Raw genomic sequence first — 13,832 nt, 5'->3', positions numbered from 1 at the left:
GCACCCTTTATATGGCTGTTTTCACCCAGCCGGCGGGCGTTGATCGCAGGACGGTTGCCTATGGCGTACGCATGCTCAATAATCGCGCAATTGAGAATATGTGGCAGTTGCCAATGAATCCCGTAACTATTAATGCTTCCAGCATCCTCGCCATCGAGGATGATCCGGTGTTGGGTGCCTATCTGCACGAAGAACTGCAGCGAGGCGGCTTTGAGGTGACCTGGTGCCGCAACGGCCTGGAAGGTTTGGAAACCGCTGGTCGCCAAGCCTTCGACGTGGTCCTGATGGATATCCTGCTGCCTGGGCTCAACGGCCTGGATGCCCTGGCCCAGTTGCGTCGACGCAGCGCCACGCCGGTTATCCTGATGTCGGCGTTGGGTGCTGAGGCCGACCGTATCAATGGCTTCCAGCGCGGTGCCGACGACTACCTGCCCAAGCCTTTCAGCATGGTCGAGCTGCAGGTGCGCATCGAGGCCATCCTGCGCCGCGTTGCCCTCGAGCGTCGTCACCAGCCGCCATCGGGTGTTGCCTGTGGCGAGCTGTGGTTCGACGAGACCCTTTGCGATGTCAGCTTCGGCGGCCGCCAGGCAGGCCTTACCCCTAGCGAGTATCGCCTGTTCGAAATCCTCAACCGCAACGTCGACGAGGTGCTGAGCAAGCCTTTTCTCTACCAGCAGGTGCTGCAACGGGGTTATTCGCGGCATGACCGCAGCCTGGACATGCATGTCAGCCAGATCCGCCGCAAGCTCAAGGGCATCGGCTACCAGGACCGGCAGATCCGCACCGTGTGGGGCAAGGGCTACGTGCTCAGTGCCGGCGAAGCGGAGTAGGCCATGCTGGACCGCCACTCGCTGTTCTGGAAGCTGGCCATCCTGCTGGTGGGCTTCTGCCTGCTGATGATCGGCCTGAGTTACACCTGGGGCCGCCATATGGAAACTCAGAATGCCTTTCTCGATGAGCCTGCCCGGCAAGTGCTGCGCAGCTATGCCGGCGAGGCCGAGGAGGCGTGGCGCAGCGGTGGCCGCAGCGGGCTGGACCACTGGGTTGCGGCCATGCACCAGCGTGAACGTGGCTGGATAGGCGTGCTCGACATCAATCTGCAACCGCTCGCCAGCGCCACGCTCGGCCCCGATGTCATGCACCGGCTCACACGCCTGCGTGGTGTCGACTGGCCCATGAGCCGGCGCAGTACCGACCAGCCCTGGCTGCGCATACCGTTCCCGGGGGCGCCGGAGCAGGGCATGCTGGTGATGGAGTTGCCCGAGCGTTTCAACCCTGGCCAGTACCGAGTGCTGTGGCGGGTGTTGACCAACGGTGTCATTCCAGGGTTGTTCACCTTGCTGCTGTGCGTCGGCCTGTACCGCATGCTGATCGTGCCGCTCAACCAGTTGCGCGAGCAGGCCAATGCCTGGCGTGCCGACCAGCTGTCGGCACGGCTGGATTCGCGCACCATCGCCCGGCATGACGAACTGGGCGAGCTGGCCCGTGCCTTTGACCAGATGGCCGAACGGCTGCAGGGCACGGTGGCCATGCAACAGCAGTTGCTACGGGACTTGTCCCATGAAATGCGCACACCGTTGAGCCGCTTGCGCGTGGCCTGCGACGGTGAAACCGACCTGCAGCGCCTGCGCGAGCGGCTGGGGCGCGAGGTGGATTGCATGCAGCAGTTGGTCGAGGACACCTTGCAGCTTGCCTGGCAGGATGCCGAGCGTGCGCCGATGAACCTTGAGCCGATCCAGGTGCAGGCCCTGTGGGACCTGCTGGCAGAGGATGCCAGTTACGAAAGCGGCTGGTCGCCCGAGCGTTTGCGCTGCGAGCTGCCAGTCGACTGCTGGGTGCAGGGCAATCTGAATTATCTGGCCCAGGCCCTGGAAAACATGCTGCGCAACGCCATCCGCCACTCCCCGGAAAACGGCCTGGTGTACTTGGCCGGGCAGCGTGAAGGTGGCTATTGGCACCTGTGGCTGGAAGATCAAGGCGGTGGCGTGGCTAACGAGGATCTGGAGCGAATCTTTGCCCCCTTCACCCGGCTCGATGGCTCGCGCCCCGGTGACGGCGGTTTCGGCCTGGGCCTGAGCATCGCCCGCAGTGCGATCCAGCGCCAGGGCGGAACCCTGTGGGCAGAAAACGGCAAACGCGGCTTGAAGCTCTGCATGCGCTTGCCGCTACACCTGCCCGCCCCCTCGCGGGAACCCCCGCAGCCACAGGCGCTAGCTACAGCTTGAAGCTTGCCGCTTATAGCTTGTAGCTATACCCACCACAGATTGCGTGATATGGCCGCGAACGGTTTGCCGGTATGATAGGCGCCCCTGCCGTCCGGATTGTGAAATACACCATGACCTTGCAGTACCCAACCATCGCCGATTGCGTCGGCAATACGCCCCTGGTTCGCCTGCAGCGCATCGCTGGAGAAACCAGCAATACCCTCCTGCTCAAGCTCGAAGGTAACAATCCGGCAGGCTCCGTGAAGGACCGCCCGGCCCTGTCGATGATCGCCCGCGCCGAACTGCGCGGTCAGATCAAGCCCGGCGACACCCTGATCGAAGCCACCTCCGGCAATACCGGTATTGCCCTGGCCATGGCGGCTGCGATCAAGGGCTACAAGATGATCCTGATCATGCCCGACAACTCCACCGCAGAGCGCAAGGCAGCGATGACTGCCTACGGTGCCGAGTTGATCCTTGTGACCAAGGAAGAGGGGATGGAAGGCGCCCGCGACCTGGCCGAGAAGCTGCAGGCCGAAGGCCGCGGCCTGGTTCTGGACCAGTTCGCCAACGGCGACAACCCGATTGCCCACTACAACAGCACCGGCCCGGAAATCTGGCAGCAGACCCAGGGCACCATCACCCATTTCGTCAGTTCCATGGGCACCACCGGCACCATCATGGGCTGCTCGCAGTACCTCAAGGAGCAGAACCCGGCGGTGCAGATCGTTGGCCTGCAACCGATGGAAGGCTCGGCCATTCCGGGCATCCGCCGCTGGCCCGAGCAGTACCTGCCGAAAATCTTCGATGCCACCCGCGTTGACCGCGTCATGGACATGTCCCAGCACGAAGCTGAGGACACCATGCGCCGCCTTGCCCGTGAAGAGGGCATTTTCTGCGGCGTGTCTTCCGGTGGTGCAGTGGCAGCCATGCTGCGCCTGTCCCGTGAAGTGGAAAACGCGGTAATGGTCGCGATCATTTGCGACCGTGGCGACCGTTACCTGTCCACCGGCCTGTTCGACCCGAGCTAAATGTCCAGAAAGAAAACCAACAGCGGCCTGCGCTTCCAGCCGGCCGGCGGTAACCGCACGCCCCAGGTCCCCGTGGGCAAAAAGCAGCGCCTGGAGATCGAGCGCCTGGCCGGTGACGGCCGTGGCATCGCTTTTTACGACGGGCGCACCTGGTTCGTCAGCGGCGCCCTGGCCGGTGAAGCGGTCGAGGCACGCGTGCTCAATGCCCGTGGCAAGGTAGTCGAGGCGCGCCTGGAGCGTGTGCTGCAGGCCAGCCCCGAGCGCCGCCAGGCGCCGTGCCGCCATTACGAGCGGTGTGGCGGCTGCAACTTGCAGCACCTGCCGCATGAGGCGCAGCTGGCGCTCAAGCAGCGTACCTTGGCCGAACAGCTGCAACGGGTTGCCGGTGTGCAACCGCAAGAATGGGCGGCGCCATTGAGCGGGCCGGAATTCGGCTATCGGCGGCGGGCGCGTGTGGCGGTGCGCTGGGATGTCAAAGCGCGTCAGCTGGAGGTAGGGTTCCGTGCCGAGGCCAGCCAGGACATCGTCGCCATCGACGACTGCGCCGTGCTGGTACAGCCTTTGCAGTCGATTCTGCGGCATCTGCCGACCGTGCTGCGTTCGTTGGGCAAGCCCCAGGCCATCGGCCACGTCGAGCTGTTCAGCGGCACGGCCGAAGCGCTGCTGGTACGCCACGTGGCGCCGCTGCCGGCCGATGACCTGGCGCGTCTGCAGGCATTCTGCAGCGAGGCCAAGGCGCAGCTGTGGCTGCAGGGTGAAGGTGAACCGGTGCCGGTGGATGCTGGCGCGAAGCTGGGCTTCACCTTGCAGCCTTGGCAGTTGGAGCTGGCCTGGCGCCCGGGTGATTTCGTTCAGGTCAACGCGCAGGTCAATACCGCAATGATCGAGCAGGCTCTGGCCTGGCTCGCTCCGCAGGCCGACGAGCGAGTGCTCGACCTGTTCTGTGGCCTGGGCAATTTCGCCCTGCCGCTGGCCCGCCAGGCGCGGGAAGTGGTGGCGGTCGAAGGTGTGCAGGCCATGGTCGATCGGGCTGCGGCCAATGCCCGAGACAACAATGTGCATAACGCACGGTTTTTTCAGGCCGATTTATCCCAGCCTTTGGCAGGCGCCGGATGGGCCGCCGAGGGCTTTTCTGCGGTACTCTTGGATCCACCGCGCGACGGTGCTTTCGAGGTGGTGCAAGGCATCGCACGCCTCAAGGCCAAGCGGCTGGTTTATGTATCATGCAACCCGGCCACGCTGGCGCGAGACGCCCAGGTGCTGGTCGGCCAAGGGTACCGGTTAAAAAGGGCCGGGATTCTCGACATGTTTCCTCAGACGGCGCATGTCGAGGCCATGGCGTTATTCGAAGCGGGCTAGCAGGCTGGCCCCTTGGTGCGGTTCCCATGGACTGGGAGCCGTACGGTGATAGCCAGCGCTCCGAGTGGTGCGCTGTATGGAAAGGTAAAACAAAGATGGTACAGGTGAGAGTGCACCAGCCGGTCAATACGGACGGCAGTATCAATCTCGAAGCATGGCTGGATCATGTGGTGAGCGTCGATTCGGCACTGGATCGCGCGGCACTCGAAGAGGCCTGCGAGTTCACCCAGGAAATCGAGAAAAAGGGCAACCCGGCCAAGCATTCCTGGGCCGATGGTACCTCCAGTTTCCAGGCCGGCCTGGAAATCGCCGAAATCCTCGCCGACCTCAAGCTCGACCAGGATTCGCTGGTGGCGGCGGTGATCTACCGCTCCGTGCGCGAGGGCAAGGTGACCCTGGCCGAGGTCGGGCAGCGTTTTGGCCCGGTAGTGTCCAAGCTGATCGACGGCGTGCTGCGCATGGCTGCCATCAGTGCCAGCCTCAGCCCGCGCCAGTCACTGGTGCTGGGCTCGCAGGCGCAGGTCGAGAACCTGCGCAAGATGCTGGTGGCGATGGTCGACGATGTGCGCGTGGCGCTGATCAAGCTCGCCGAGCGTACCTGCGCGATCCGTGCGGTGAAGTCCGCCGATGACGAGAAGCGTCTGCGTGTGGCGCGTGAGGTGTTCGACATCTATGCGCCGCTGGCCCATCGTCTGGGCATCGGCCACATCAAGTGGGAGCTGGAAGACCTGTCCTTCCGCTACCTGGAACCCGATCAGTACAAGCAGATCGCCAAGCTTTTGCACGAGCGCCGTCTGGACCGTGAGCGCTTCATCAGTGATGTGATGAACCAGTTGCAAAACGAACTGCTGGCCACCGGGGTCAACGCCGACATCAGTGGGCGGGCGAAACACATCTATTCGATCTGGCGCAAGATGCAGCGCAAAGGCCTGGAGTTCAGCCAGATCTACGACGTACGTGCGGTGCGCGTACTGGTACCGGAAGTGCGCGACTGCTATACCGCGCTGGGTATCGTCCACACCTTGTGGCGGCACATTCCCAAAGAGTTTGACGACTACATCGCCAACCCCAAGGAGAACGGCTACCGCTCGCTTCACACCGCCGTGATCGGCCCCGAGGGCAAGGTACTGGAAGTGCAGATCCGTACCCACGGCATGCACGAAGAGGCCGAACTTGGCGTCTGCGCCCACTGGCGCTACAAGGGCACCGACGTCAAGCCCAGCTCCAACCACTACGAAGAAAAGATCTCCTGGCTGCGTCAGGTGCTCGAATGGCATGAGGAACTGGGCGACATCGGTGGCCTGGCCGAGCAGTTGCGGGTCGATATCGAGCCGGACCGGGTCTATGTATTCACCCCCGACGGCCATGCCATCGACCTGCCCAAGGGCGCCACGCCGCTGGACTTCGCCTACCGCGTGCACACCGAGATCGGCCACAACTGCCGTGGCGCCAAGATCAACGGGCGCATCGTGCCGCTCAACTACAGCCTGCAGACCGGCGAGCAGGTGGAGATCATCACCAGCAAGCACGGCAACCCGAGCCGTGACTGGCTGAACTCCAACCTGGGGTACGTCACCACTTCGCGGGCCCGGGCCAAGATCGTCCACTGGTTCAAGCTGCAGGCCCGCGATCAGAACGTCGCCGCCGGCAAGACGTTGCTCGAGCGCGAGCTCAGCCGCCTGGGCCTGCCGCAGGTAGACTTCGAACGCCTGGCCGAGAAGACCAACGTCAAGACCGCCGAGGACATGTTCGCCTCGCTCGGTGCCGGTGACCTGCGCCTGGCGCATTTGGTCAACGCTGCCCAGCAGTTGCTCGAACCCGAGCGTATCGAGCAGATCGAGCTGGTACCGCGCAAGCCTACCGGCCCGCGCACTGGCAAGCGTGGCGACATTCAGATCCAAGGCGTCGGCAACCTGCTCACGCAGATGGCCGGCTGCTGCCAGCCGCTGCCGGGCGATGCCATCGTCGGCTACATCACCCAGGGCCGCGGCGTGAGCATTCACCGCCAGGACTGTGCCTCGGTGCTGCAGTTGGCAGGGCGTGAGCCGGAGCGCATGATCCAGGTCAGTTGGGGGCCGATACCGGTGCAGACCTACCCGGTCGATATCGTTATCCGTGCCTACGACCGCCCAGGTTTGCTGCGTGACGTGTCGCAGGTGCTGCTCAACGAGAAGATCAACGTGCTGGCGGTCAACACCCGCTCGAACAAGGAAGACAACACCGCGCTGATGTCGCTGACCATCGAGATCCCGGGCCTGGATGCGCTGGGGCGTCTGCTGGGCAGGATTTCGCAGTTGCCGAACATCATCGAGACGCGGCGTAATCGTACCCCTTGAAACTGCGGTGGCTTCTCGTGGGCTTGCCCGCGACGAAGTCACCGCCGAAGGACCTGCTTACATGACCTATTCCCTCGAAGACCTGCTGCACCTCATGGCCCGGCTGCGCGACCCGCAGTACGGTTGCCCGTGGGACCTCAAGCAGAACTACGCCAGCATCGTGGCGCACACCATCGAAGAGGCCTATGAGGTTGCCGACACCATCGAGCGCGGGGATTTCGAGCACCTGCAGGGCGAACTCGGTGATCTGCTGTTCCAGGTGGTCTACTACAGCCAGCTGGCCCGGGAGGAGGGGCGTTTCGAGTTCGACGGTGTGGTCGATGCCATTACCCGCAAGCTGATCCGCCGTCACCCCCATGTATTTCCCACCGGTGAGTTGTACGCACCGCTGGACACGCCTAGCCTGAGCGAGGCCCAGGTCAAGTCACGCTGGGAAGAAATCAAGGCCCAGGAGCGCGCCGAGAAAAGCGAGCCCGAACAGCTGTCGCTGCTCGATGATGTGCCAGCTGCACTGCCTGCCCTGTCGCGGGCGGCCAAACTGCAAAAGCGTGCCGCCACCGTCGGTTTCGACTGGCCAGACGCCTTGCCGGTGCTGGACAAGGTCCGCGAGGAGCTCGACGAAGTGCTGCAGGCCATGGCCGACGGTGATGCCGAGGCCCTCGAGGATGAAGTCGGCGACCTGCTGTTCGCCGCCGTCAACCTGGCCCGCCATCTCAAGCAAGACCCGGAAAACGCACTGCGTCGCGCCAACCGCAAGTTCGAACGGCGTTTTCGCTTTATCGAACAGGCATTGCGCGACAGCGGTCGCCCCATCGAATCGTGTAACCTTGACGAACTGGACGCCCTTTGGGGGGAAGCCAAACGTCAGGAAAAGAACCTGCCCAGCTGCGGCTGAGTGGCTGAATAAGTGAGTGAACATCCATGAGTCTTTCCCTTCGCGATCAATTGCTCAAGGCCGGTCTGGTCAACCAGAAGCAGGTCTCTCAGGCCAACAAGGCCCAAAAGAAACAGAAACGCCTGGAGCACAAGGGCCAGGTCGAAGTCGACGATACCCAGCAGCGCCTGGCCAAGGAAGCCATGGCCGAGAAGGCCAAGCGTGACCAGGAACTGAACCGTCAGCAGCAGGAAAAGGCCGAACAGAAGGCCCGTGCCGCGCAGATCAAGCAGTTGATCGAGGCGACTCGCCTGCCCAAGCTCACCACCGAGGACTACTACAACTTCGTCGACGACAAGAAGGTCAAGCGCATTGCGGTGAACGCCCTGATGCGCAGCAAGCTGAGCAATGGCGCGCTGGCGATCGTGTCGTTTGGTGGGGGGTACGAAGTCATCCCTCGCGAGGCAGCGGTGAAGATCCAGGAGCGCGACCCCCATCGCATCCTGCTGCTCAACACCCATGTCGAGGAAGCGGATGAGGACGATCCGTACGCTGCGTACAAGATCCCTGACGACTTGATGTGGTAAGCATGAAAACCCCCGCCTAAGCGGTAACCCCTATTGGGGCTGCTTCGCAGCCCATCGCCGGCAAGCCAGCTCCACAGGAATTTCGCAGTACTTGAGGCCTGCGCGGTACCTGTAGGAGCTGGCTTGCCGGCGATGGGCCGCAAAGCGGCCCCAAATCAAAAGACTGTGTGGGTCATTGCGTAGCGCGCTGGTTTTCCAGCACTTCAAGCTCTGCCCGGTATTGGTGGGCTTCGTGTTCGTTATGGAACATCCCGACCAATTCACCTTGCTGGTGCACATCCCAGATCCGCACGCCAGCGGCCAGGCCTTCGTGGGACATTTTCGATTCGTCGCGTTCGGTTACTTGGACTGTCATCGTTAAACTCCACTGCTCAGTTGGTTGCGACATAATGTCGCGCACTTCTTTTATAGAGTTTGTTAGCTGCCTAAGTAAATAAAATGACCATGAAACAAGTTTCATGTGGCCCAGGCAAAAAGAAGCCCCGCACAGGGCGGGGCTACGGATCTTGCGGGCTGCGGCTTAGTTGCCTTTGACCGACTTGCCGTCGACCGTACCATCCTGCAGCACGATCACATACTCCTTGCCATCGGTCTCGACCTGGCGCAGTTGTACCAGCAGGTAGTCCCAGTCCTTGGCGAACCACAGCTCGGTGATGCGCTTGCTCTGGCTCGGGTCGCGCACGCGCTCGACCTTGACCGCCTCGACCTGGCCAGTCTTGGTGGTGACTTTCTCGGTGCCCAGCACGCGGAAATCGTAGGTGTCGATCTCGTCACCATCGACCACCTGGTAGGTCATGCTTTTCTTGCCGGCGGCCACATCATGCTGCAGCGCCAGCTGATAGGAGGACTTGTCCAGCACGCCGCGGTTGAGCGGCAGGCTGACGGCATCGCCCCGATCGCTGCCGGTGACTTTCTTGCCGTTCCAGTCGAAGGTGAGGTCGACTTTCTTGGCTTTGCCCAAGCCGCCACGCTCGAAGTGATACTTCTGCGGCAGCAGGGTGTCGTTGTCCATGCGCAGGGTGCTTTGCTCGGTCAGGCTGGCGATCATCATGGAAGCCTTGAAATTAAGGTCCCAGGTACCGTTGGCATTCTTGACCAGGCTGCGCTCGGCAGTGCCGCTCATGGGGAGTTGCTTCCAGTCGGCGGTGTAGCTGGCCGAGAAGGGTTTCAAGTCGGCTGCCTGGAGGGGCAGGGCGAGCACGGCGAGAGCCAAGAGCAGGGCGCGACGCATAAATTCTCCTAGGGTCGGATCAAATGACCACTGGCCGGCAGTGGCTGGCCGTCCAGTAATGCACCCTGTTCGCCCAGGCGCAAGCGCCCTTCGGCAAACCAGTGCACTGCCAGCGGGTAGATCTGGTGTTCCTGTTGGTGTACCCGCTGGGCCAGGCTTTCGGCGCTATCGCCTGACACTACCGGTACCACAGCCTGTACGACCAGAGGGCCGCCATCGAGTTCCTCGGTGACGAAGTGTACGCTGCAGCCGTGCTCGGCGTCGCCTGCCTCCAGGGCCCGTCGGTGAGTATGCAGGCCCTTGTATTTGGGCAGCAGCGACGGGTGGATGTTGAGCAGGCGGCCCTGGTAGTGGCGCACGAAGCCGCCACTGAGGATACGCATGAAGCCGGCCAGCACCACCAGGTCGGGCGCGAAGCCGTCGATGCGCGCCATCAGCGCCGCATCGAAGGCTTCACGGCCGTCGAAGCCGGTGTGGTCCAGTACGGCGGTGGCGATACCCGCCGCCGCCGCGCGTTGCAGGCCGTAGGCGTCAGCGCGGTTGGAAATCACCGCAGCGATGCGTACCGGGCTGTGTTCACCACGGCTGCTGTCGATCAAGGCTTGCAGGTTGCTGCCCGAACCCGACAGCAGTACCACAACATTACAGGGCTTGCTCGGCATCAGTGTGCCTTGAGGTTCTGCAGCTCGACCTGGGCAGCGCCTTCAGCGGCTTGTTCGATGCGGCCGATGACCCAAGGCTGCTCGCCTTCTGCGCGCAGAACATTCAGTGCTGCTTCGACCTGGTCCTGCGCCACGCAGATGACCATGCCCACGCCGCAGTTCAGTACGCGGTGCATCTCGTGCTCGTCGACGTTGCCTTTTTCCTGCAGGAAGTCGAATACCGCAGGGCGCTGCCAGCTGGCCACGTCAACCACGGCCTGGGCGTTTTTCGGCAGAACGCGCGGGATGTTGTCCAGCAGGCCGCCACCGGTGATGTGGGCCATGGCCTTGACGGCGCCGGTCTGCTTGATCAGTTGCAGCAGTGGCTTGACGTAGATGCGGGTCGGCGCCATCAGCAGGTCGGTCAGCGGCTTGCCGTCGAGCTGGGTGTTCTCGATGTCGGTTGCCGACACTTCGAGGATCTTGCGGATCAGCGAGTAGCCGTTGGAGTGCGGGCCCGAAGACGGCAGGGCGATCAGCGCGTCGCCGGTAGCGACCTTGGAGCCGTCGATGATCTCGGCCTTTTCCACCACGCCGACGCAGAAACCGGCCAGGTCGTAGTCTTCGCCTTCGTACATGCCCGGCATTTCGGCGGTTTCGCCGCCAACCAGGGAGCAGCCGGCCAGTTCACAGCCGGCGCCGATGCCGGTAACCACGGTCGCAGCGACGTCGACGTTGAGCTTGCCGGTGGCGTAATAGTCGAGGAAGAACAGCGGCTCGGCGCCGCAGACCACCAGGTCGTTGACGCACATGGCGACCAGGTCCTGGCCGATGCTGTCGTGCTTGTTCAGGTTCAGCGCCAGGCGCAGCTTGGTGCCGACGCCGTCGGTGCCGGAGACCAGCACCGGCTGCTTGTAGCCGGCCGGGATCTCGCAGAGGGCGCCGAAGCCACCCAGGCCACCCATGACTTCAGGGCGTGCGGTGCGTTTTGCCACGCCCTTGATGCGTTCGACCAGTGCTTCGCCGGCGTCGATGTCTACACCGGCGTCCTTGTAGCTCAGGGAGGGTTGCTTGCTCATTGATCCAGGCCTTTAAGAGGGAGGGATTCGTAAAAACGACCGTGACGGCCAAGGCCGGCTGGGGAGCGGCGGCTGCCTGAAACGTCAGAGGTCTGTGAAGGCGCGCGATTTTATCAGGGTTGCCGTGCAGCGGCCATCCTCAGGCCGACGGGCAGGGCAGTAAATTGCTGAAAAAGGCTCGCGGGTGGTTGATGCAGTTCCTTCTGTATAAGCTGCAAGCAGTGAGCCCCAAGCCGCAAGCGAAAGCGTTGGGGTTCTGACTGCTTTTTCTTACAGCTTGAAGCTTGCAGCTTGAAGCTCGACTGGACAGGAATCCTCAATGCGTCTTCTCAATTATCTGTCAGCCGGCTGCCTTGCCTTGGTCAGTATTGCCGCCCAGGCCGAAAACGTTGCCGGGCTCTATCAGGTGCGCGAACCGCTCGAAGGGCAGGGCGCTGAAGCCCGCGCCGCAGCCACCACCAAGGCACTCGATACATTGGTGCTGCGCCTGACCGGCGACCCCAAGGCGCCGCAAAAACCGGCGCTGGCCGAACTGCGCAAGGACCCGCAACAGGTCATCAACCAGGTCGGTACCGAGGCCGGCCCGCCTGAGTCGGTGATGGTCGAGTTCGACCCGGGCAGCACCGAGCGGGCCTTGCGCAAGGCCGGGCTGGCGCTGTGGGGCAGCAACCGGCCGTCGATCCTCGGCTGGTGGCTCAACGACAGTGTCGAGGGCAGCAGCCTGGTTGGCGATGGCCAGGCCAGCGCCCAGTCCCTGCGCCGTGCCGCCCAGCACCGCGGCCTGCCATTGCGCCTGCCGCTGGCCGACCTGCAGGAACAACTGGTGGCCAACGCCAAGCAGCTCGAAGGCAGCGATCCGGCGCCACTGCGCGAAGCTTCCGAGCGTTATGGCGCCGACGCCCTGTTGGCAGTGCACGCGCTTGAAACCGATGGCAAGTGGCAGGGCAAATGGCAGTTGTGGCTGGGCGACAAGCGCGAGGAAGGTAGTGCCGAAGGCGCTGACCAGGCCGCATTGGCCGATGCCGTGATGCTGGCCGTCAGCAACCGCCTGGCGCCACGTTACGTAACCCGGCCAGGTGCCAGCAGCCAGTTGCAAGTGCAGGTGCAAGGCGCGAACCTGCAGCGTTACGCTGAGCTGAACCGCGTTCTCGAACCTTACGGCCCGCGCCTGCAAATGGCCGATGGCAAGACGTTGACCTACGGCGTCACTGCCAACGCTGAGCAGTTGCGCGCGCAGCTGGGCCTGGCCAAGTTGCAGGAAGTCCCGGCTGAGCAGGCGCCTCCCGTCCCGTCCCCGGCAACGCCTGCACCCGCAACCGAGGCTGCGGCAGGGCAACCTGCAACGGCTGCCGTAGCCCCCAAACCGTTCGACGGCCTGCGTTTTCGCTGGTAAGGAAGAGCGACCATGACTGATATGCGCCGTTGGATCTGGCTGGGTGCCGCCCTGCTGATTGCCCTGCTTCTTTATGGCCTGCACAACATCCTCTCACCCTTTTTGGTGGGTATCCTGCTGGCTTATCTGGCCGACCCGCTGGTCGATCGCCTGGAGCGCATGGGGCTGTCGCGGACCTGGGGCGTGGTGGTGGTATTCAGCCTGTTTACCTTGATCCTGCTGGTTCTGCTGCTCATCCTGATCCCGATGCTGGCCAAACAGCTGGTGCGCCTGTACGAACTGACGCCGCAGATGCTCGACTGGTTGCAACATGTGGCGCTGCCCTGGGTACAGAGCCGCCTGGGCCTGGCCGACGGGTTCTGGAAGTTCGACAAGATCAAGGCCGCCGTCAGTGAACACATGGGCCAGACCACCGACATCGTCGGCATGCTGCTGTCCCAGGCCACTGCGTCGAGCCTGGCGCTGCTGGCCTGGCTGGCCAACTTCGTGCTGATCCCGGTGGTGGGCTTCTATCTGTTGCGCGACTGGGACCTGATGATGGCCAAGTTGCGCAGCCTGCTGCCGCGCCAGCGCGAGGCGCAGGTGGTCGGGCTGGCCGCAGAATGCCATGAGGTGCTGGGGGCGTTCGTGCGTGGCCAGTTGATGGTCATGCTGGCGCTCGGCGTGATCTATTCCGCCGGGCTGATGCTGGTGGGGCTGGAGCTGGGGCTGCTGATCGGCATGCTGGCCGGCCTGGCGGCCATCGTGCCCTACATGGGCTTCATCATTGGCATCGGTGCGGCGCTGGTGGCCGGGCTGTTCCAGTTTGGCGGCGATCTGTACCCGATGCTGGGTATCGTTGCAGTGTTCATGGTCGGCCAGGCGCTGGAAGGCATGGTGCTGACACCGTTGCTGGTGGGTGACCGTATCGGCCTGCATCCGGTGGCGGTGATCTTCGCCATCCTGGCCGGGGGCGAACTGTTCGGCTTTACCGGCGTGCTGCTGGCCTTGCCGGTGGCGGCAGTGGTCATGGTGCTGCTGCGCCATGTGCATGACCTGTACAAGGAATCGGACATGTACGCGGGGGAGGTCGACCCCGATCTATAAGCCAGACTGCC

General features: G+C 63.3%; 13 protein-coding genes. 9 read left to right on the top strand and 4 right to left on the bottom strand.

Annotated features, from left to right (window positions below):
- The first annotated feature begins 113 nt into the window (after window positions 1–113).
- The 7 genes from IWW33_RS05225 to IWW33_RS05195 all read left to right on the top strand — a co-directional run bounded on the left by IWW33_RS05225 (window position 114) and on the right by IWW33_RS05195 (window position 8,391).
- On the top strand, window positions 114–830 hold the full coding sequence (locus IWW33_RS05225) for a response regulator transcription factor (RefSeq protein ID WP_115275445.1): 717 nt from the start codon (window positions 114–116) through the stop codon (window positions 828–830).
- Window positions 831–833: 3 nt separating this feature from the next.
- Window positions 834–2,225, top strand: a complete 1,392-nt coding sequence (locus tag IWW33_RS05220) for a sensor histidine kinase (protein ID WP_174142123.1) — start codon at window positions 834–836, stop codon at window positions 2,223–2,225.
- Window positions 2,226–2,335: 110 nt separating this feature from the next.
- A complete protein-coding gene (gene cysM / locus IWW33_RS05215; protein ID WP_039602020.1) occupies window positions 2,336–3,235 on the top strand; it encodes a cysteine synthase CysM in 900 nt (299 codons plus the stop codon).
- Window positions 3,236–4,594 carry a 23S rRNA (uracil(1939)-C(5))-methyltransferase RlmD gene (gene rlmD, locus IWW33_RS05210; protein WP_046787453.1) on the top strand — a complete coding sequence of 453 codons (1,359 nt, stop codon included), beginning with the start codon at window positions 3,236–3,238 and terminating at the stop codon, window positions 4,592–4,594.
- 95 nt (window positions 4,595–4,689) lie between these two features.
- On the top strand, window positions 4,690–6,930 hold the full coding sequence (gene relA / locus IWW33_RS05205) for a GTP diphosphokinase (protein ID WP_046787452.1): 2,241 nt from the start codon (window positions 4,690–4,692) through the stop codon (window positions 6,928–6,930).
- Between the two features lie 61 nt (window positions 6,931–6,991).
- Window positions 6,992–7,825, top strand: a complete 834-nt coding sequence (gene mazG / locus IWW33_RS05200; RefSeq protein WP_012313133.1) for a nucleoside triphosphate pyrophosphohydrolase — start codon at window positions 6,992–6,994, stop codon at window positions 7,823–7,825.
- Between the two features lie 26 nt (window positions 7,826–7,851).
- Complete coding sequence (locus IWW33_RS05195; protein ID WP_012313134.1) at window positions 7,852–8,391, top strand: DUF2058 domain-containing protein; 540 nt, start codon at window positions 7,852–7,854, stop codon at window positions 8,389–8,391.
- Between the two features lie 172 nt (window positions 8,392–8,563).
- On the opposite strand, the gene IWW33_RS05190 is transcribed toward IWW33_RS05195, so the two are convergent.
- From IWW33_RS05190 to purM, 4 genes are all read right to left on the bottom strand, one after another.
- On the bottom strand, window positions 8,564–8,746 hold the full coding sequence (locus tag IWW33_RS05190) for a hypothetical protein (protein WP_119688400.1): 183 nt from the start codon (window positions 8,744–8,746) through the stop codon (window positions 8,564–8,566).
- A gap of 165 nt (window positions 8,747–8,911) precedes the next feature.
- Window positions 8,912–9,622 carry a DUF3108 domain-containing protein gene (locus IWW33_RS05185; protein WP_012313136.1) on the bottom strand — a complete coding sequence of 237 codons (711 nt, stop codon included), beginning with the start codon at window positions 9,620–9,622 and terminating at the stop codon, window positions 8,912–8,914.
- Between the two features lie 8 nt (window positions 9,623–9,630).
- Entirely contained in the window at window positions 9,631–10,284 is a 654-nt protein-coding gene (purN, locus tag IWW33_RS05180) for a phosphoribosylglycinamide formyltransferase (RefSeq protein WP_046787450.1), read from the bottom strand.
- A complete protein-coding gene (gene purM / locus IWW33_RS05175; RefSeq protein WP_012313138.1) occupies window positions 10,284–11,342 on the bottom strand; it encodes a phosphoribosylformylglycinamidine cyclo-ligase in 1,059 nt (352 codons plus the stop codon). The genes purN and purM overlap by 1 nt, the downstream gene beginning before the upstream one ends.
- A gap of 319 nt (window positions 11,343–11,661) precedes the next feature.
- Here purM and IWW33_RS05170 point away from each other — a divergent pair, with 319 nt between their 5' ends.
- Together IWW33_RS05170 and IWW33_RS05165 are read left to right on the top strand one after the other, a co-directional pair.
- Window positions 11,662–12,735 carry a DUF2066 domain-containing protein gene (locus tag IWW33_RS05170; protein WP_174142125.1) on the top strand — a complete coding sequence of 358 codons (1,074 nt, stop codon included), beginning with the start codon at window positions 11,662–11,664 and terminating at the stop codon, window positions 12,733–12,735.
- 12 nt (window positions 12,736–12,747) lie between these two features.
- On the top strand, window positions 12,748–13,821 hold the full coding sequence (locus IWW33_RS05165; RefSeq protein WP_046787448.1) for an AI-2E family transporter: 1,074 nt from the start codon (window positions 12,748–12,750) through the stop codon (window positions 13,819–13,821).
- The last annotated feature ends 11 nt before the right edge of the window (window positions 13,822–13,832 follow it).

This window comes from Pseudomonas sp. M2 (genome assembly GCF_015751845.1).
Taxonomy (GTDB): Bacteria; Pseudomonadota; Gammaproteobacteria; order Pseudomonadales; family Pseudomonadaceae; genus Aquipseudomonas; species Aquipseudomonas putida_E.
This window is presented reverse-complemented; position numbering and strand designations above follow the sequence as displayed.